The sequence below is a fragment of the Streptomyces sp. SID12501 genome (assembly GCF_010550245.1).
Taxonomy (GTDB): Bacteria; Actinomycetota; Actinomycetes; order Streptomycetales; family Streptomycetaceae; genus Streptomyces.
Map to the genome: position 1 here is coordinate 86,595 of NZ_JAAGLU010000023.1, position 18,670 is coordinate 105,264.

At 70.4% G+C, this 18,670-nt stretch carries 14 protein-coding genes; 3 read left to right on the top strand and 11 right to left on the bottom strand.

Annotated features, from left to right (window positions below; genetic code table 11):
• Nucleotides 1-103: 103 nt before the first annotated feature.
• Nucleotides 104-622, top strand: a complete 519-nt coding sequence (locus G3I71_RS26695) for a DUF6174 domain-containing protein (RefSeq protein ID WP_239149367.1) — start codon at nt 104-106, stop codon at nt 620-622.
• A gap of 12 nt (nt 623-634) precedes the next feature.
• Here G3I71_RS26695 and G3I71_RS26700 read toward each other — a convergent pair whose 3' ends face one another.
• Both G3I71_RS26700 and G3I71_RS26705 read right to left on the bottom strand, forming a co-directional pair.
• Nucleotides 635-1,120, bottom strand: coding sequence for a hypothetical protein (locus tag G3I71_RS26700; protein WP_164318093.1), 486 nt, complete (start codon nt 1,118-1,120; stop codon nt 635-637).
• 73 nt (nt 1,121-1,193) lie between these two features.
• A complete protein-coding gene (locus G3I71_RS26705) occupies nt 1,194-2,291 on the bottom strand; it encodes a magnesium and cobalt transport protein CorA (RefSeq protein WP_164318095.1) in 1,098 nt (365 codons plus the stop codon).
• Nucleotides 2,292-2,547: 256 nt separating this feature from the next.
• Between G3I71_RS26705 and G3I71_RS26710 the strand changes: the two genes are divergently transcribed.
• Nucleotides 2,548-3,426 carry an alpha/beta fold hydrolase gene (locus tag G3I71_RS26710; RefSeq protein WP_164318230.1) on the top strand — a complete coding sequence of 293 codons (879 nt, stop codon included), beginning with the start codon at nt 2,548-2,550 and terminating at the stop codon, nt 3,424-3,426.
• Between the two features lie 78 nt (nt 3,427-3,504).
• On the opposite strand, the gene fxsT is transcribed toward G3I71_RS26710, so the two are convergent.
• The 5 genes from fxsT to G3I71_RS26735 all read right to left on the bottom strand — a co-directional run bounded on the left by fxsT (nt 3,505) and on the right by G3I71_RS26735 (nt 12,449).
• Entirely contained in the window at nt 3,505-7,440 is a 3,936-nt protein-coding gene (gene fxsT / locus G3I71_RS26715) for an FxSxx-COOH system tetratricopeptide repeat protein (protein ID WP_164318097.1), read from the bottom strand.
• On the bottom strand, nt 7,437-8,801 hold the full coding sequence (locus tag G3I71_RS26720; protein ID WP_164318099.1) for a TIR-like protein FxsC: 1,365 nt from the start codon (nt 8,799-8,801) through the stop codon (nt 7,437-7,439). Before G3I71_RS26720 ends, fxsT begins: the two co-directional genes overlap by 4 nt.
• Nucleotides 8,802-8,894: 93 nt before the next feature.
• Nucleotides 8,895-9,983, bottom strand: coding sequence for an AAC(3) family N-acetyltransferase (locus G3I71_RS26725; protein WP_343243086.1), 1,089 nt, complete (start codon nt 9,981-9,983; stop codon nt 8,895-8,897).
• Complete coding sequence (gene fxsB, locus G3I71_RS26730; protein WP_164318101.1) at nt 9,976-12,132, bottom strand: radical SAM/SPASM protein FxsB, inactivated metallohydrolase extension form; 2,157 nt, start codon at nt 12,130-12,132, stop codon at nt 9,976-9,978. Before fxsB ends, G3I71_RS26725 begins: the two co-directional genes overlap by 8 nt.
• Nucleotides 12,133-12,272: 140 nt before the next feature.
• Nucleotides 12,273-12,449 (bottom strand): hypothetical protein, encoded by a 177-nt coding sequence (locus tag G3I71_RS26735; RefSeq protein WP_164318103.1) that lies wholly within the window; start codon nt 12,447-12,449, stop codon nt 12,273-12,275.
• A gap of 177 nt (nt 12,450-12,626) precedes the next feature.
• Between G3I71_RS26735 and G3I71_RS26740 the strand changes: the two genes are divergently transcribed.
• Entirely contained in the window at nt 12,627-13,562 is a 936-nt protein-coding gene (locus G3I71_RS26740) for a DUF4231 domain-containing protein (protein ID WP_239149368.1), read from the top strand.
• Nucleotides 13,563-13,749: 187 nt separating this feature from the next.
• On the opposite strand, the gene G3I71_RS26745 is transcribed toward G3I71_RS26740, so the two are convergent.
• From G3I71_RS26745 to G3I71_RS26760, 4 genes are all read right to left on the bottom strand, one after another.
• Nucleotides 13,750-14,283 (bottom strand): hypothetical protein, encoded by a 534-nt coding sequence (locus tag G3I71_RS26745; protein ID WP_203731500.1) that lies wholly within the window; start codon nt 14,281-14,283, stop codon nt 13,750-13,752.
• Nucleotides 14,284-14,361: 78 nt separating this feature from the next.
• Entirely contained in the window at nt 14,362-15,678 is a 1,317-nt protein-coding gene (locus G3I71_RS26750; protein ID WP_239149381.1) for a GAF domain-containing sensor histidine kinase, read from the bottom strand.
• 250 nt (nt 15,679-15,928) lie between these two features.
• Nucleotides 15,929-16,966 carry a rod shape-determining protein gene (locus G3I71_RS26755; RefSeq protein ID WP_164318105.1) on the bottom strand — a complete coding sequence of 346 codons (1,038 nt, stop codon included), beginning with the start codon at nt 16,964-16,966 and terminating at the stop codon, nt 15,929-15,931.
• A gap of 192 nt (nt 16,967-17,158) precedes the next feature.
• Nucleotides 17,159-18,658 (bottom strand): carboxyl transferase domain-containing protein, encoded by a 1,500-nt coding sequence (locus tag G3I71_RS26760; protein WP_343243087.1) that lies wholly within the window; start codon nt 18,656-18,658, stop codon nt 17,159-17,161.
• Between the last annotated feature and the right edge of the window lie 12 nt (nt 18,659-18,670).

Genomic DNA, 18,670 nt, shown 5'->3' on the forward strand with positions numbered 1-18,670 from the left:
TCCGCCTCTCGGATGAACGTTTCCCGGCGGAGCCGCGTCGTACCGGTTAGCGGTAGCCGCTACTCGGTAGTCGGTATTCGTTTCACTGTTCAGGGGGATCACCATGGCTTCGGTCCGATTGCTGTCGTCCGTCGTACTGGTCGCGGGACTGGTGTGCACGGTCGTCGGCTGCGACGGGGATTCCGGGGCCTCGGTGTCGGGGGAGGGCGCGTCGGTGTCCTCACCCACGCCCACCTCCTCGTTCTCGTCGTTCGCGGAGTCCTGGCAGGAGCCCGCCTCGTACGTCTACACGTTGACGTCGAGCGAGGGGGAGCGCAGCCTGATCGGCACGTTCCGGGTGACCGTCCGGGACGGGAGGGTGGCCAAGGTGGTCGGGCTCGACGAGAGCGGGCGGGGCGCGGTGGAGCGCGCGCCCGAGGAAGTGCCCACCATCGGCGGGCTGTTGGACCAGCTGGCCCGGGCCCACGACGAGGGCGCGTATACGGCGGAGGCGGAGTACGCGCCCGACGGGCACCCCGTACGGATCACCCTGGACCCGGAGGAGAACACGATCGACGACGAGCAGGCGTACGTCATCAGCGGCTACGAGCCGGATCCGGCGCCCGCGGGGGAACAGTCCTAGCGAGGACAGGTCCTAGTTCTGGGCGTCGTGGTCGTTCAGGTCCTCGAACGTGCCGCCGACCTTCTGACGCAGCGATTCCTGGAGCTTCGGGGGCGCGCTGATGACCCACTTGGGGCCGACCAGGTACTTGCCGCCGTAGATGGCCGCGCTGTCCAGCCAGGTCAGCTTGTACTTCTCCGCCGGGAACGTCGTGATCAGGTAGTCGCCGTCGGCGGTGTGGCAGACCCCCTCGCGCAGTTCGTCCGCGTCTGTGCGGATCGTCACCTCGCAGCCCGTCAGCTTGGCGATCACCTCGACCTTGGCAGGCGCGACCACGGCGGCCACGGGAGCGGGCGGCATGGACTCCGACGCGGACGGCGACGCCTTCTTCCCGGTGCCCAGATCCGTGTCCGAGTCCGCCGTACATGCCGTGGCCATGGGGAGGGCGACGGCCGTCAGAAGCGCGGCGAGTGCGACGGCCGCGCGGGAGGACGATCGCCGGGGTTGCTGCTGGGACACTGCGCTGCTCCAGATCGGGTGGTACGGCGGACGTACGACTCGACAGAAGGTACGAGCGGACAGTCGGCCGCGTTCACAGCCAGCCGTTGCGTTTGAAACCGCGGTGGAGGAAGAAGCAGGCGGTGGCGATGACGGTAAGGACGAGCGGGTAGCCGTAGCGCCAGTGCAGTTCGGGCATGTGCTCGAAGTTCATGCCGTAGATCCCGCAGACCATCGTCGGTACGGCGACGATCGCGGCCCACGCGGTGATCTTCCGCATGTCCTCGTTCTGGCCGACGGTGACCTGGGCGAGGTGGGCCTGGAGGATCGAGTCGAGCAGGGCGTCGAAGGCGTGGATCTGCTCGGTGGCGCGGATGAGGTGGTCGGACACGTCCCGGAAGTAGGCCTGTATCGACGGCTCGACGGACGGCATCGGCTCGGTGGCCAGCTGCTGGAGGGGGCGGCCGAGGGGGACCACCGCCCGCTTCAGTTCGAGGAGTTCGCGCTTGAGCTGGTAGATACGGCCGGCGTCGGCGGTGCGCGGGCTCTGCGGCGAGAAGACGTCCGACTCGACCTGGTCGAGGTCGTCCTGGACGGCGTCCGCGACGTTCAGGTAGTCGTCGACGACATGGTCGGCGATGCCGTGCAGGACGGCGGCCGGGCCCCTGCTGAGCTGCTCCGGGTCGGACTCCAGGTCCTCGCGGAGCGGGCCGAGGGAGCCGTGGCGGCCGTGGCGGACGGTGACGACGAAGTCGGGGCCGGCGAAGACCATGATCTCGCCGGTGGTGACGACCTCGCTGGTCGCGGTGAGCTCCTCGTGCTCGACGTAGCAGACCGTCTTGAACACGGCGAACAGGACATCGCCGTACCGTTCCACCTTGGGGCGCTGATGGGCCTGGACGGCGTCCTCGACGGCGAGCGGGTGCAGCCCGAACAGTTCGGCGACGCGGGCGAACTCCGTCTCGGAGGGTTCGTGCAGTCCGAGCCAGACGAAACCGCGGTTGTGCTTGCGGACGCGGGCGACGGACTCCTCGACGGTGGGGGCGGTGGGCTGGCGTACACCCTCGCGGTAGATCACGCAGTTGACGACGGTCGAGCCGAGCGGTGAGCGGGCGGGGTGGCTGAGGTCCACCCGCCGCCGCCCACGCCGAGCCAGGCGGGCCACTTTGCGCAGGCTGCCGACCATCGACATGCGGTTGCTCCTTCTCCGGGTCCGGACAGTCTGCCAGGTGGAGGTAAGGCGGCGGTCAGGGGAGGAGCCGGGAGATCTCGCCTCCGCCGCCCCTGGTGGAGGCGGCACGGGAGCGGGCGCGATGAAGGTCCGGGCATCCCGGGCTCAGGCGCCCCGCGCCGGACATACCCGTTTCGCCCTCTGTGCATCCGGGCAAGGACCGGGCAGCGTGGGCCCGGTCGAGCCGATCGGCCAGGGGGAGGGAGACGCGCCGGTGGTGTCGGACCATGTGCGGACCGCGGACGGGCGGCGATTACGGGTCGAGATCTCGGGAGACCCGAACGGCCACCCCGTGTTCCTCCTGCACGGCACACCCGGCAGTCGGGTCGGTCCCCGGCCCCGCGCGATGTTCCTGTACCAGCACGGCGCCTGCCTCATCAGCTACGACCGTCCCGGATACGGCGGTTCGGACCGCAAGGCGGGTCGCCGGATCGCCGACGTGGTGCAGGACGTCTCCGTGGTCGCCGACGCTCTCGGGCTCGACCGGTTCGCGGTGGCCGGGCGTTCCGGCGGCGCCCCGCACGCCCTCGCCTGCGCCGCCCTGCTGCCGGACCGGGTGACCAGGGTCGCCGCGCTGGTGGGGCTCGCGCCGAGAGACGCGGAGGGGCTCGACTGGTTCGCGGGCATGGCCCCTTCCAACGTCAGCGAGTTCCAGACCGCGTTCACCGATCCGGAGCGGTTCGCGGCCAGGCTGATCCCACGCTCGGCGGCCATCCGGAGCAATCCGGCGAAGCTGCTCGAAGAGCTGCGCCTGGAACTCACCGACGACGACCGGATGATCGTCTCCGACAACGCCATCCGCTCGATGCTGCTGCGCAACTACCTTGAGGCGCTGCGCACTTCGCCGTACGGCTGGATCGACGACGCCTTCGCGCTGACCCGCCCGTGGGGATTCGACCCGGCACAGATCGATGTGCCGGTGCTGTTGTGGCACGGCGGGAAGGACGTCTTCTCGCCCGCCTCGCACTCCTCCTGGCTCGCGGCCCGTATCCCGCGCGTCACGGCCGTCCTGGAACCGGCGGCGGCCCACTTCGCGGCCCTGCGCGCACTGCCCACCGCCCTCAACTGGCTGCTCTCGGACACCACTCAGTCCTGAACCCGCTGCCGGAACGGCCGCCGCAACGGCCGTCGGCGATGCCCCGTGCCGCCGCGCCTCACCCGGCCGCACCCCGCCTCATACCGCCAGTGGCTCCAGGTCCCGGTACACCCGCCGCCTGCTGTGTGCGAACCGGGTGATCCCGTTCTCGTCGCCGAGCAGCATCCGCAGTTCCGTCAGCGCCTCGGCGTGCCGCCGTTCCGCCTCCGCCTCGTGGCCCAACTCGCTCAGTGTCAGGGCGGAGTTGGCGACCACGGCCAGCGTCTCCGGATGATGCGGCCCCAGCACCTGGCGCAGGGTGACCATGGCGGTCTCCTCCAGTTCCCGGGCCTCGTCGAGACGGCCCTGGCCGGCCAGCACGTTGGCGTAGTTGACACCGCAGAACAAGGAGTGGGGGTGCTGCGGCCCCAGCACCTCGCCCATGCGCCGCAGCACCTGCCGGAACACCGTGTCCGCCTTCTCCGTGTCGCCGCAACCCCAGTGGTAGATACCGAGGTTGTTGAACGCGGCCTGGGTGTAGGGGTGCGCCTCGCCCGGTACCTCCATGTACCTGGCCAGCGCCTCCCGGGCGACCTCGCGCGCCCGCTCCCGTTCGTCCGCCGCGAACAGGTCGGCCGCCATGTTCAGATCGCAGGCCAGCGAGTCCGGCGTCGGCTCCTTGTACTGGCTCCGGTACTGCTCCTGGGTCGCCGTCGTCAGCCGGCGGGCGTCCTCGAACTGCCCGGCCCGACGCAGCGACACCGCGAGGGACTTGGCGCACCGCAGGGTGCCTGGGAACTCCTTGCCGAGGATCCGCTTGTGCGTGTCGTACGCCTGTGACAGCACCGCCACCGACTCCGCGTACCGGCCGACCTCGCGCAGGTCGCGGCCCAGTCCCTCGGCCGAGGCCAGCGTGTAGGGGTGGTCCGGCCCAAGGACCTGCTGGCGCCGGTCGAGCGTCTCCTGGTCCAGGTCGCGGGCCTCGCCGTAGCGGCCGACCATGCGCAGTGCGAGGGCGAGGTTGTTGGCCGCGTTCAGGGTCCTGGGGTGCGACTCGTGGAAGATCTCACTGAACCCGTCGTGCGCCTCGCGGGCGAGGTCCACCGCCGACCGGTAGTCACCGAGGGCGGCGAGGTCGCTGGCGAGGCTGGACGTGGTGACGTACGTGTGCGGGTGGGTGGGGCCGAGTACCTGACGCTGGCGGTCCAGCAGTTCGGTGTCGATGTCCCGGGCCTCGATGTAACGCCCTTGCGAGCGCAGCACGTTGGCGAGCTGGCAGCGCAGATACAGATACTGCACGTCGTCCTCGCCGCGCAGCGGCTTCCAGTGCTCCAGCAGGTCCTCGGCACGTTTCTGCGCGTTGGGGAAGTCGCCGCGTTTCCAGTAGTAACGGACCCGGTCGATGAGCAGCCGGCGAGTCTCGGACTCGGTGCAGTTGCGGGCGTCGGAGGCGGTGAGGTGCGGCCAGATGACGCCGAACCGCGGCCAGCTCTCGGGGTCGTCGATCGGCTCGTCGCCGTCGGGACGGGCGCCCGCGAGCACCGTGTGCACGACGTGCCGGGCGTGTCGCTGCTCCTCCTCGGTCAACTGCGCGCGGATCACGGCCTGGACCAGACGGTGGACCTGGATGCTGTTGCTGACCTGGTCGACCTTGGCGAGCGCGAACCGCCCGATCTCCTGGACGACCCGGCCGAGCAGCAGCGGCTCCTGGAGCGCCGGGTCGTACGGCTTGAGGGCGTCGATCATCTCCTTGCTGTAGAGCAGGTCGGAGGAGATCGGCTCCGGCGCCATGAACGCGCACAGCTGCAACAGCCGTACCGAGGCGGGAGAACGTTCCTTCAGCCGGGAGATGGACACGTTCCAGGTCGCGGCGACCGTCTTGGGGTAGTCGGCGGGCTGGTTGAGGTCCAGTACGTCGGTGGTCTGCTCGGCCAGCTGCCGAAGATACGTCTCGACGGGCGTGGCCGTCTCGGCCAGCCACGCCGCCGCCTGCTCGACGGCCAGCGGCAGGTCGCCCACCGCCAACGCCACCTGGTCGGCCGCCTCGGGGGTCAGTCCCCTGGCCCGCCGGGTGAGGTGTTCGACGCTTTCCTCACGGAGGAAGACGTCGACGAGCTGCGCCGAACCCTGTTGTGCCCAGGCCTGGTTGCGGGAGGTGATGAGGATGTGCCCGCTGCCGCCGGTCGGGAAGTACGGGGTCAGCGCGGCCGGGTCGTCGGCGTTGTCGAAGACCAGCAGCCAGCGGTTGGTCGGGGTGCCCCGGGACAGCATCTGGCGGGCTTCCTTGCTGGCCATGGTGATGTCGTCGCGGCCGGGCGCGCCGATGCGGGTGCCCAGTTCGGCGAGCGAGGCGACGACGTCGTCCTCGTGCTCGGCGGACGTCCACCACACCAGGTCGTAGTCACCCATGAAGCGGTGTACGTACTCCAGTGCGACCTGCGTCTTGCCCACACCGCCGAGCCCGAACAGGACCTGGGGCTGCGAGGGGCCCGCGGGGACACCGCCGCCGAGCTGGTCGCGGATCCGCTCCAGAATGACATTGCGCCCGGTGAACGTGTTGTTGCGCTGCGGTGCGCTCAGATACGCCGGAATGTTGCCGGGGAAGCGTGCCGCGTGCGGGCCTGCCTCCGGCGCCTGCCCGGGCAGTCCCAGTGCGCGCAGCAGCGCGGCGGCGCACTGCGACTCGTCGAACCGGTGCAGGTCCACGGGGTTGTGGTCGAGGTAGGCCTCGGGCAGCCGCACCTCGTCGACCCGGAGCGGAACCGTCGTACCGGGCGGGGAGTTCACGCCGCTCTCGGTGAGGGTGCGCCAGACGGTGTCGGCGTACCGGGACTTCTGGAACGCGGTCGACAGGAGGACCAGGGTGCGGGTGGCCCCGTCCGTGCGCTCGACGGGTCCGCCGGAGATGTCGTGCGCCACGACGTTGCAGCCGACCCGCTTGAGCAGTGACTCGACCCAGTCGGCCCACATCCGGTTCTCCGCCGAGTACGCGACGACCACATTGGCCGCGCTGGTCAGCGGGCGCCGCCTGAGGTAGGCGTCGCGGCAGCGCAGCCGCACCGGCTCGGGGATCGGCGGCAGCGAGGTGACGTCGCCGTCGGTGATGACCTGGGTGAGCCGCTCGAACGCGGACAGCAGCGACTTGGGGTCACCCTTCGCGTCGCCGAAGGTGGCGAGGGTTTCTTCATAGGCGTAATACGGTCGATAAGGGATTTCTACGCTGCCCCAGTAGGCCGTCAGCTCGTCCGGGCCCAGCTTCTCGCCCTTGAGACCCTTGGGCAGCCCCTGGAAGCGCAGCCGGGCCAGTGCCCGGCCGGCGTCGACCTTGTCCTTCTCGCCCTCGTCGATGCGCATCGGCACGGGTAACACCCGGATCGGATGCGGGAGGGAGCCGTCCTCGACGCTGCGCGCCACGGCTGCGCCGCCGTCCAGGGACTGGTCGCTGAGGGTGAAGCAGTCGACCAGGACGTCGGGCATCTGCATGGTGCAGATGTCCGCGTTGTCGGACAGTCCGGTACGGCTGTCGATGAGGACGTAGTCGTACGACCTCTTCATGTTGGTGCGCAGCGCCTTGAGGAAGGCGCCGCCGCCCAGCCGGTCGTAGAAGTTGTCCCATTCCAGGGAGGACACGGTCGCCGAGTAGGCGCGGTCCTGGCGGCCCGCGGACAGGAAGTCGAGCGAACCGCCGGCCTTGAAACTCAGCCCGAACCGTTCCGGCGTGAGGGAGATGGCGTGCTGTTCGACGTTCGCGTAGTCGTCCTGCCAGTCGCCGGAGCGTTGCGGCCCTGTGGTCGCGGCCCACGCGAAGTCATGAATGATGTTGATGACTCCGGTGGTGGCCACCAGCGCGTTGGGCTCCAGGAACGGGTGGAAGAAGCGGTGCAGGCCCGGCGCCTCCAGGTCCCAGTCGACGGCCAGGACGCGCTTCCCGTTGGCGGCGAGGATCCACGCCGTGTTGGCCAGGGCCATCGTGCGCCCGGTCCCGCCTTTGTACGAGTAGAAGGTGATGATGCGTCCGTTCTGCACGGCCGTCATGCTTCTCCTCCGTTGTTGGATCCCGATTCCGGGTGCTGCTGGACGGGGCCCGTCAGACGGGGCCTTGGGATGTGCGGCCCCGGTGGCGGATGTGCCTCCGCGTGCTTGAGGAACTGCCGGGTCGTATGGGCCACGACGGAGGGAAGCACGTCGGTGAAGGCCTTGAGCGTGGGCACCCCGGTCACGGCGATCCGGCAGTCGGTGCGCCGGCCCCGGTCCAGGATCAGCGGGAGCGTGCGCTCGAGTTCCTCGGTGAGCTGCCGCCCCTCCGAACTGTGACACTGCAGGTCGAGGCGGTTCCACGGGACGATCGCACTCACCCACGGCCGGGCGTGGGAGTCGAAGATCTTCAGCCGCCGCCGCCGCTCCTCGTCGGTCAGCACCCATCGGTCGACCAGCAGGATGCCCGGCCTGCCGACCGCTTTGCCGTCCTTGTCGCCACCGTCGCCGCCGTCGCCACTGCCGTCCGGGGAGCCGTCGGCGGGCAGCGCCGACGGCTCTTCGGTGTCCTCGTCGTCGAAGGAGGAGACCGTGATCCGGTAGTCGAGGGAGCGGATGAGCTCCTCGGCGAGCGACGGCAGCGAACGCGTGGACTCACCGTGGTACGGGTTCCAGTCCTGCGCGTCCTCGCCGTACGGCCGGCTGTCGCGGTGCTCGGGGACGCTGTACCGGGTCGGCGCGGCCACGGTGAGGTGGATGCTCCTGGGGCCCGTGCCGCGCGGCTTGAACGCGCTGGGCGTGTTCTCGTAGTTGCGGGGCCTGCTCGGCGCCAGCGGGGACTCGTGGGCGACCCGCACGATCCGCTGTGCCAGGCCCAGCACGGTCTCCTCGTACTCGTCGTGCAGCCGGTTGAGTTTGATCAGGCCGTAGATCCCGTTGGTGGCGTAGCGGTCGCCGTAGGTCGCGTGGTCGAGGTGGATGTGCCGTACGGAGTCCGGCAGTTGGTCGTAGTCCACGCGTGTCCACAGGGCGGGGACGATGGCGGACGTGGAGCCTGTGCCGGTGGCCTTGGCGTGCAGAACCCGTTCGTGGAAGGCGAACCACTCGCGTCCGCACATCTCGCTGGTGAAATAGCGCGGCGAGAACAGCGGTACGAACACCCGGCACTTGGCCAGGTTCTCGCTGAGTTTCTCCGGCCAGCCCTCGCCGGAGTGCATCTCCCGGTCCATGAAACCGGCCTGGGAACCGGCGGGCAGATCGGTGAGCGCCATGATGTGGTTGCACAGGTCCCGGTACAGGACGTGCACCCAGTGATCGGGGTCTCCGCCGCCCGTGCCCCAGGGTGGTGTGTGGGCGTAGGAAAGGAAGAAGTAGGGCTGGGTGTCCGGCACCCGGTCCTGCCCCCGTTCGGTGTTCTCCACACGCCCCCCTGCCCGTGGTGCGCCCCGACATCGGGGTCACCTGACCGGAACCAACTAATGTGCCCGACGGTCGGCTTGCCCGGGTTGCTTGTTTTACGTCATTCCGAAGCGATAACCGGCCATCTGATCGACCGCGTGGTCCACAACGGCGCGCATGGCGCAAAGCGTGACCGTCTTTCCGGCCCATTCCCGCTCCACCACCAGTTCACGCGGGAGCCGCTTCCCCATTACATCGAAGTCGCCGTCGTCCAGGGCGAGATCCTCGTACGAGATCCAGTTTCCCCGCTCGCCCACCACGCACCGGTACGTACGCCGGGGCGCGGGCGGCGTCGTCCGGTACTCGGCCAGATGGAACGCGCTGCACACCTCGAACCCGACTCGCAGCAGCAGGATCTGGGCGTCCGCCGCGTACAGCGCGGCCAGCGGTGAGCGCTCACCCAGATGACAGTGCGGATCGTGCCGGCCGAGCAACTCGGCGGCCCTGGGCCCGAGTCCGGCGAACGAGGTCTGCGGATGCGTGCTGCGCACGGCTCCGGGGGTGGTCCGCACACATTCGGCCAGCGCACCCATGGAGTGGCACGGCGAACTGTCCGGAGCGAAGGGCGGCATCGAATCCCGGAAGGCCGCCTCCTCCCGCTCGGTCAGCCCTTTGGCGGCGGCCTGGTATGCCCGCGAGGTGTCGGAGTTCTCGGGCGTGAAGGCAGGCACGACAAGAGTGCCGGCAGGTCCTGACTCGGCGAGCAGGGCGTCCCGCACGAGGAAGGGAGCGAGACCGGTGCCGTGGAGGGAGGCGTGGACGATAAGGGGGGCGGCGGGGCGGATACCCAACTCTGCGAGAACGTCCCGTAGTTCGGCAGCGGGGGAGGACATGGGGCGGGCGCGGGGAGTGGGGCGGGGAACAGAAGGGCTGGGGCCGGGGCGGGCTGTGGGGTGCGGGACAGGGGTGGCGTCGGGGGCGAAGGTGGGGGCGGGGGCGGCGTGCGGAGCGGTGAGGGTACTGGTGTCGGCGTCGCCCGTGGGGGCGGTCGCGGCGCACGGGGCGGGGGCGGGATCGGCGTGCGGAGCGGTGGCGGTGTCGGGTTCAGTCGTGGGGCCGGTCGCGGTGCTGATGCCGGGGGAGGGCGGGGCCGCTCGGGGTGAGTGGTCCGGGGTGGTCGTCGCGAGGAGGGGCCGGTCAGCCATGGTGAGCCCGCACGTCCGGTGCGTCCGCCTGCTCCGCCCATTCGGTCCACAACTGGGCGGCCAACACCGCGCCCGTTGCAGTGAGTTCACGCTCAGGGAGTGCGGTCAGCTCGACCAGGGCGCGTACGGCGTCCTCGCGACGGGAGCTGCCGAGCTGCTCGAAGGCCTCGTCGAGAAGGCGGCCCGCGCGGTTGCCCAGGACGTTCAGATCACTTGTCTCCCGGAGGGAAGTGAGCCTGACCCGCCGCCCCAGGCGCGGCAGTTCGCGCGCGAACTCCTCCGGCGTGAAGTCGACCGCCACCCCCAGTGCTCCCGGTCCGTGAGTGCCGAGTCGCAGCCCGCTGCCCGGCGCGAGCGGGGTGACGGTGGTGACGAGGAACGCATTGCGGTCCCTGGACCACCGTGGCAACCGGGCGTCGAGCAGTTCGTACGCTCGCCTCAGACGCTCGGCGAAGGACGCGGGGGTCGGCCCGGAGGCGAGGGGGACGGGGAAGCAGTCGCGGTAGGGGTCCGCGTCGTCGACCACCAGGGCCGGGCGTCCGGGCAGTTCCACGGTGTCCAGCGGACGCCACTGGAAGGCGGCAGCGGCGTCGGTGAGCTGTACCTGTACGGGGCCCGCCGCGCCGAACACGCAGAAGCCGCCCGGTGTCGCCTTGACTTCGACCCGGCCCGGTTCCGCCAGTGTGAACGTGCCCAGCGTAGGGAGGTGGAAAGCTCGATCGGGCTGGTCCCAGCCGAGCATCACATCGGCGCCGGCCCGCACTGCCGCCGCGAAGGCCAGGGCCATGAAGCGGGGGAGGCCGGCGGCTTCGTGCCGGGACCGGAGCAGCGAGGTGCGGACGTAGGGGTGGGCGAGAACTCCATTGAGGTGCTGGGTGGTGTCGTACCCGGAGTCCAGCTCCAGCAGGGTCCGCCAGGCGTCGTCCCAGCCCGGCTCCGGTGCCAGGTCGTCGTGTGCGACCAGCAGTAGGGTCCGGTCCAACTCCAGCTGGGAGAAACTGAGTTCGTCCGAACGGCAGACCCCCGGGGCGAGCGCGCGGTCCGTCACCCGCTCGGCGATGCCGTCCACCAGGGCGCGCAGATCGGCGCAGAAGACGGAAGGGTTGTCGAACTCGCGTTCGGCGCTGTAGCGATGGGCGTACAGCCCGCCGCCGCAGGAGTCGACCACCGGACACCGGCGGCATGCCTCGCTGACACCGGCCAGCCCGCGCTGGCGGGCCAGCACCCCCTCGTGCTGGGCGAACTCCTCGAAGCCGTGCCGGAAGACGTCGTATCCCGTGGCCGCGGCTCCGTCGAAAGCCGTCTTGAGCGAGTCCGCCTGCTCGAAACTGCCGTCCGTCTCGACCACCGCGAGGTCGGACGGCGCGAGTCCCATCGCCTCGGTCAGGCTGGGGCCCCCGCGCAGGGTGCTGAGCACCGACTCGAACGTACGTACGGGAATCCGGCGCCCCTGCTCGTTCCAGAGATCGAAAACCGTGAGCAACCAGTCCGCGTAGGGGGTCGGTGATCCGGAGGGGTTCGGCGGCGGGTGCTCCCACGTTGAGTGCGGTAGCAAATAATCGATACGGGGAGGGTTGAGAGCGGTGAGTGCTTCGTGCACGGTGGCAGGATCATTGGCGACATCCACGGTGCAGAGCAGGCCACCGAAGAGGTGGCGGTATTCGGGAGTGCGCAGGAGATCGATTCCGCGCAGTACACGGTCGTAGCTGCTGCGGCCTCTGCGATCGAGTCTGTGGCGGTCGTTGGCGACGCGGTCGCCGTCGAGCGAAATGCCCACCCTGACGCCGAATTCCGCGAAGACGTCCAGGTGACGCGGGCTCAGCTGGATTCCGTTGGTGTGAATCTGGAGGTCCAGTGTGGTGACCGGAGCGAGGGTCCGTGTGAGTTCCGCGCAGATTCTCCTGAGCCGGGCGGGGCCGCAGAGGAGCGGCTCGCCCCCATGGAGGATGATCGCCACGGAAGGGAGCTTGTGAGCCTCGGCGTAGGAGGCGAACCGGCGGGCGGTCCGGGTGAGTGCCTCTTCGGAGATGACGACCGGGCGAGCCTTCCACCCCTGGTCGGCATGCTCGTACACGTAGCAGTGGTCGCAGGCCAGGTCACATCTGCTGTGCACCTTGAGAACCAGCTGCTGGAGGGAAGGGCTCGTCACACTCCATCATTGCAAATCAGCTATGCACCTTGCGGCCAACTCATCAAAATTTCACCGAAGTTGACGAGGGTGACACCTCTGACGTGGGGAGCATCCGACGGTGGGGCCGCCGGATACACCTGTCCGTGTGAACCTCAGACTCAAACCGCCGAGTTGAAGGTGGGGTGGTCCGGACGCCTGTCGGGACTGCCCGGCAACCGCCCGATCGTGTTGTTGACCGCGGGCGAGTGGGGGGAGAGGTCCGCCAGCGGGGTCTGCCGGTGACGCGTCGGCCGAGCGCCGATCGAGGGCGCTTCCTGTGGCTGATAGAGGCTCATGACTGGCTCGTAGCTCCTTCTGCTGGCGCTGTCCAGCCCCCTTGTCGCCGGTTGGGACCCGCCAACGCCAAGAAAGTCTGGTTTTGATGCGGACGATACCTGAGGGCGACCCCGAGGATGGAACCTGCCCATTCGATTTCAGGCTCTGATCACCAAGAGTGGGCAATTGAGTGGGCAATGGCCGCGGGGGTGAGTCAATTGCACGCCAGTACTCCGGGTCCCAGTGTCACGCTGAGTGAGAATGATCTCCCACCGCTCTTTGTCGTGAGTGACCGGCGGGCACTGAGCCGTCAGAGTGAGTCCTTCTATGCGGTGCGCACGCAGTTGATGCTCCTGCTGTCGGCGACGGCGATGGCCATGCTGGCGGAACGCTTTCACAGTCATATTCCAGCGGCATTGGCGGCGCTGCTTTACGCCTTCACTATTGCTATCGGCCTCTACACCGCCCGCCGCCGGGCCCGCGCCCAGTGGCGGGCGCACCGCGACGTGGCAGAGCTGCTGAAATCGCTGGCCTGGCAGTACATGGTGCACGGGGGCCCGTTCCACTCCCGGGTCGCCGACCCCGACGGGCTGTTCGCGGAACGGCTGGAGGAGCGGCTTCGGGAACTCGTACGGGTGGGGTGGGAGGACTCCCGCAACGGGGTCCACGCTCGTGGAGTCGGACAGATCACCCCGGTCATGCGGGCGGTGCGCGCCAAGCCCTTCGCCGCGCGCCGGGACATCTATCTCCGCGACCGGTTACTGGAACAGTTCGTCTGGTACAAGAACCGTGCCGCCGAGTCGCATCGCGCCTCCGTGCGCTGGTCCTCCGTGACAGCCACGCTGACGCTGCTCGCTCTGCTGGCTTCCGTGCTCAGGGCCGTCGGTGTGATCGGCGGCTGGGACCTCACCGGGTTCCTCAGCGCCGGCGCGGCGGCCGGAGTGGCCTGGCAGGAGGTGCGGCGGCACAGGCCGTTGACGTACGCGCACTCCCTCATCGAACAGAGCCTGGAGACACTGCGCGTCTCGATGTCCAGGACGGTCACGGAGTCGGGGTGGGCGGAGGCGGTGGCCGAGGCCGAGCGGATCGTGTCGCCGCAGCACACCGACTGGCTGGTGCGGTTCGGTGGTTGACCGACGGATCCGACGGGGCCGGTCCGGTTCGGAGACCGAGCTGTGGATGTCCCGCCTCCGGCAGGAGAGCCGACTGTGCGCGTGCCGTGGCGGACCAGGTCCAGGGCCAGGATCGATGGACGGGGACGCGGACGGGGACGGATCGGAGATGTCGGGGCCCCGAGGCACCGAGGCCCCGAGATCGCGGTCAGGCGCGTAGCACCCCCGGCCGCCACAGCACCGTCACCGGGACGCCCATGCGCCGGGCGTACGCCACCACGTCCCCGGTGCCGCCGAGCCCTCGCGCGGGCTGCCCGTCCCACACCGCGACCAACCGGTCGGCGTGGTCGACGATCCAGCGGCCCGCCGCGAAGTAGGCCTCCTCGTGCGTCGCCTCTTCGGGCAGCTTCACCTGCGTACGGCAGGAGTCGAGGAGACGGCGGTACGCGGCCCGGGTGTCGGCGTCGCCGAGGTGGGTCTCGTAGTCCATACCGGGAATCACGGCCGTGACCGGGACGCCGCGGTCCAGGGCAATGTCGGCGAACAACTGGTCGGCCCCGGCCGCGAGGCAGCTCAGGGCCTCCACCTCCTCGTCGCCCCGCAGTTGCCGGCGGATGCCTGTGCGGACGGACGGCAGAACGGCGGCGGGGATCGAGCGGTGCCCGGTCACGCCGATGCGCGTGCGGACACGGGCCCTGATGTGCGTGCCCAGGCCGGTGTCCATGCCCGTACGGGTGTCCATGGCCGTGCCGAAGCGAGTGCCGTTGAGCGTGTCGATGTCAGTCACTGGCTGCCCCTCCGCCGTCCACGGTCCGTGACCTCATCCCAGGGTGCCGTCTCCCAGCGGGGCCTGCCAGATGACGGTCGTACCCGCCGCACCCGGGCCCGTTGCGTCGTCGCCGCTGCCGCCATCGTCGTAGACCGTCAGCCGTACGCCGTCCCGGCCGTCCGGCAGGGCTGCCGTCGCGTCGACCGTGATCTCGACGCGGGTGACAGCGGGGCGGCGTACGGCGGTCGCGAGAGCGCGGCGCAGGGCGGTGAGGAGCTGGGCGGCGACGGGAGACGGGACGAGGTGCTCGACAGGGCCGGCGAAATGGACGGAAGGGCGTCGGCCGAGTACCGCCGCCGCACCTGCGGCTTCCCGAAGTACCTTGCCGCGCAGGGTGGTCGGCGCGTCGGCCGGGGGCTGCTGGAGGGCGAAAATGGTCGTACGGACCTCCTGGACGGTGGCCTGCAGCTCGTCGACGGCATGCCCGAGGATCTCGCACACCTTGTCGTCGCCCGCGGCCCTGCGCTGGGTCGACTCCAGCATCATGCCGGTGGCGAACAGCCGTTGGACGACGAGATCGTGCAGGTCACGGGCGATCCGGTCGCGGTCCTCGTACACCGCGAGGCGGGCACGACGGCGCCGGGCGTCGGCGAGGACGAGTGCGAGGGCGGCCTGCGAGGCGAACTGCGTCGCGACGAGCCGTTCCGCGTCGGTGTACGGGCGGTCACCGCGCCGGCGCGGCAGTGCGAGGGTGCCGATCAGCCGCCCCTCGGCCTGCAACGGCAGCAGCATGCTGGGCCCGAACCGGTGCCGTACCGGGGTCGTCATCCGCGGGTCCGTCGCCGAGTCGTCGACGAACACCGGTTCCCCGCCGAGGAGTTGGATGAGGATGGGACTGCCCGGGGCGATGGTGGTCCCGACGATGTCACCGGGATCGTCAAGTGTGGAGGCGGTCACGATCTCCATGCCTCCGGCGTCCGTCGGCTGAAGAATGACTCCCGCGGCGGCGTCGGCGAGGAGCCGGGCGCGGTTCGCGACGGTCAGCAGCGCGTCGTCGTCGGCCCCGCCGGTGAGCAGCGCGGTCGTGACGGCGGCGGCACCCTCGATCCAGCGCTCGCGCTGCCGTGCCGTCTCGTACAGCCGGGCGTTGCCGATCGCGATGCCGGCCTGCGCGGCAAGGACCCTCAGCAACTCCCTTTCCTCGGAACCGAATTGGGTACCGTCGAGTTTCTCGGCGAGATACAGCCGCCCGAACTCCTCGCCATCGACGTCGATCGGTACGTCGATGACGGTGATGCCCTCTCGCTCGGCGCGCCCCAGATCGGCCCTGCGGATCTCCACGAGGCCGTCGTGCCCGGGGTCGGCCATCCCGAATCCCGCGTACCGGGCACCGGTCAACTCGGCTGCGCCGTCCACGATGTGCTGGAGCGTGGTGCGCAGTTCGAGATCGGTACCGATGCCGAGCACGGCTTCGAGACGGGGCGGCAGAGGAGGAGAGGGAGAGAAGGGAGACGGAGAGAGGGGAGAGGCAGGGAAGGGGGAAGGAGGGGAAGGGACGGGAGGTGGGTGCGCGTCGTCCGACATAGGGCTGGCGGGCTGCCGGTTCGGGAGGCCGGCCTCAGGTGGCCAGCGGATCCAGCACCATCGGCTCGATCTTGCCCTCCAGCATGTACCCGAGGCCCTGCACCGCGCACACGTCCGGCCGTTCGGCGATGTGCACCGGCATGCCCGTGGCCTGCCGCAGCATCTGGTCGAACCCGGGGAGCAGCGCGCTGCCGCCGACCATCATGATGCCGCGGTCGGCGAGGTCGGCCACCAGGTCGGGCGGGCAGTCCCGCAGCACCTTCCCGATCCCGTCGAGTACGGCCGTCAGCGGCGTCTGGATGGCGTCGCGCACGGCGGCGGTGTCGACCTGGACGGAGCGGGCGAGGCCGGTGGCGACGTCCCGTCCGTGGATCTCGGTGGACTCCGGCCCGTGAGCGGTGAGCCCGTTGCCGGAGAGGGCGAGCTGCAGCGGACGTACCGACTGGCTGGGCAGCATCAGCTCGTGCTGGTGCCGCAGGTGCTGCACGATCGCGTGGTCCACGGCCTCGCCGCCGACCGGGATCCGCTGGGCGGTCACGATCGAGCCGAGGGAGAGGACGGCGAGTTGGGTGGCGGCGGCACCGCACACCATGACCATGGTCGCCTCGGGCCGTTCGACGGGCAGCCCGCACCCCACGGCGGCGGCGACGAGCGTGTCGACGAGCTCGACGCGCCGGGCGCCGAGCCCGACGAGCGTCTCGATGGTCGCGCGCTGCGCGAGCGGGTCGGCGTCGTGCGGGGTGCAGGCGGCGGCCCGAAGGAAGGGCTTGCGGCGCAGCGTGCGCCGCACCTTGTCGCCGATCAGGTGCCGCAGCATGCGCTGCGCCATCTCGATGTCGACGACGGTCCCACCGGACACGGGCCGGACGACCCGGATGTAGTGGGGCGTACGGCCCGTCATCTTCTCGGCGAACTCCCCGACCGCGATCAGCGCGCCGGTCTTGGTGTTCACGGCGGCGACTGACGGCTGGTCGACGACGAGCCCGGCACCCTTGACGTAGACGCGGGTCCGCGCGGCCCCGAGGTCGACGGCGAAATGGCAGCGGCGCATCTGTTCCAGACTGACGGTCATGGCAGATCCTCCCGAGAGCGCAGACCGTACGGCCACGCCGGTCGGCGGGCCTCCACTGGCATCGTGCGGGGGGCGGGGGAGTGGGCGCCTGTTGTAGGGGGCCGGGTGGGGTGCCGCCGTATGGGTATTTTATCCTTTATGTCTGAATTATGACCAAGGTCCTGAAGGGGGCGGCCGAAGGTCCCGGGAGGGCTACAGGTGACCCACGATGCCCCGCACCACCCCCAGCTCCACCAGATCCTGCGGCCGGATCCGGAGCTGGTCCGCCGTCGCCTCCACCTCCCCCTCCGGGCGCTTGAGGATGGCCGCCGCGAGCTCCGGGGCGATGACGGAGAAGTAGCTGTCCGGCGTCGCCCAGGTGTTGCCGGGAGCGGCGAGAGCCAGGGCGCCGCCCGAGCCGCCCTCGCCGATCAGCAGCGTGGTGACCGGCGTGCGGACGGCGGCGACCGCGCCGAACAGGTCCGCGATCGCGGCGCCCGCATCCTGGCGCTCGGCGTCGGCGTCGTTGGCGGCACCCGGGGTGTCCACCAGGGTCAGCACCGGGATGCCGAGCCGGTCCGCGAGGCGGATCAGCCGGGCGGCGGTGCGATAGCCGGCGGGGCGGGTGGCCGTGCCGAGCTGCGCGGCGTACGCGACGGTCCGCCCGTCCGCCGCACACTCGCCGAACCCGCAGGCCATCCCGGCGTCGGTGCCACCGCAGCGGTCACCGCTGATCGCGGCGCGGCGGGTGAAGTACGCGTCCAAGTAGGCCTCGGCGCGAGGACGTTGGGGCGACCGCGCGCGCTGTACGGCGTCCCAGCCGGTGGTGGGGAGGAGGGCGGTACCAAGGGCTGGGGGCGGCGAGGGTGACGAGGGCGGCGGGCCAGCCTCCGTCGACCGGGCGTCGCCGTTACTGGCTGCACTGGCTGCACTGGCTGCACTGGCTGCACCGGATGTACTGGCGGTACCGGCGACGCCGGCTGTACCGACCGCATCGGCGCTCAGCAGGCGCAGCCAGAGGGCCAGCGTCTCCCGGAGTGCCTCCGGACGTACGACCGCGTCGGCCGCGCCCGCCGCCACCTGCGCCTCGGCCGTGTACGCCGCCGGGTCCGCGTCGGCCGGCCGGACCCGTGAACCCGCGAAGCCCACCTGGGCGCCGGGCAACGCCAGCACGACGTCGGCGCCCGCGCCCAGGGTCGCCCAACCGCCACCGGTCGTCGGATCCCGGAGGACCGCGATCTGTGGCAGGCCCGCCTCGCGTGTGAGCACCGACTGCCTTGCCACGCGCTGGAGTTGGGTCAGCGCGAGCATGCCCTCCTGCATTCGGCTGCCGCCCGTCGCGACGAGCGGGACGACGGGCAGGCGGTGGGCGCGCGCGTACTCGTACGCCAACTCCAGCCGGTCCCCGGTGCGTTCACCGAGTGAGCCGCCGAGAAAGCCGAACTCGAAGGCGATCAGCACGGCCTGGGTGCCGCCGATGTGCGCGGTGCCGCAGACGACGGACTCCTCCTCGCCGGTACGGGCGGCGGCGCGGGCACGCGCGGCGTCGTAGCCCTGCCAGGAGAGGGGGCCGTCGGGCTTGAACTGCCTTGTGGGATGGGGGAGTTCACGGAATTCGCTGTGGGAGCCGTCGGGGGAGTCGTCGGCGAGCAGGGCGATGAGCTCGCGGGCGGTGTGCCGTCCGGGGGTGCGGTCGGTCACTGGGTCGGCCACCGGGTCAGTGAC

Bases quoted from the DNA above. Each gene is read 5' to 3' on its own strand.
- G3I71_RS26695 (WP_239149367.1), top strand. From the start codon at position 104: ATGGCTTCGGTCCGATTGCTGTCGTCCGTCGTACTGGTCGCGGGACTG.
- G3I71_RS26705 (WP_164318095.1), bottom strand. From the start codon at position 2,291: ATGTCGATGGTCGGCAGCCTGCGCAAAGTGGCCCGCCTGGCTCGGCGT.
- fxsT (WP_164318097.1), bottom strand. From the start codon at position 7,440: ATGACGGCCGTGCAGAACGGACGCATCATCACCTTCTACTCGTACAAA.
- G3I71_RS26725 (WP_343243086.1), bottom strand. From the start codon at position 9,983: ATGGCTGACCGGCCCCTCCTCGCGACGACCACCCCGGACCACTCACCC.
- G3I71_RS26735 (WP_164318103.1), bottom strand. From the start codon at position 12,449: ATGAGCCTCTATCAGCCACAGGAAGCGCCCTCGATCGGCGCTCGGCCG.
- G3I71_RS26740 (WP_239149368.1), top strand. From the start codon at position 12,627: ATGGCCGCGGGGGTGAGTCAATTGCACGCCAGTACTCCGGGTCCCAGT.
- G3I71_RS26745 (WP_203731500.1), bottom strand. From the start codon at position 14,283: ATGGACACCCGTACGGGCATGGACACCGGCCTGGGCACGCACATCAGG.
- G3I71_RS26750 (WP_239149381.1), bottom strand. From the start codon at position 15,678: ATGGCCGACCCCGGGCACGACGGCCTCGTGGAGATCCGCAGGGCCGAT.
- G3I71_RS26755 (WP_164318105.1), bottom strand. From the start codon at position 16,966: ATGACCGTCAGTCTGGAACAGATGCGCCGCTGCCATTTCGCCGTCGAC.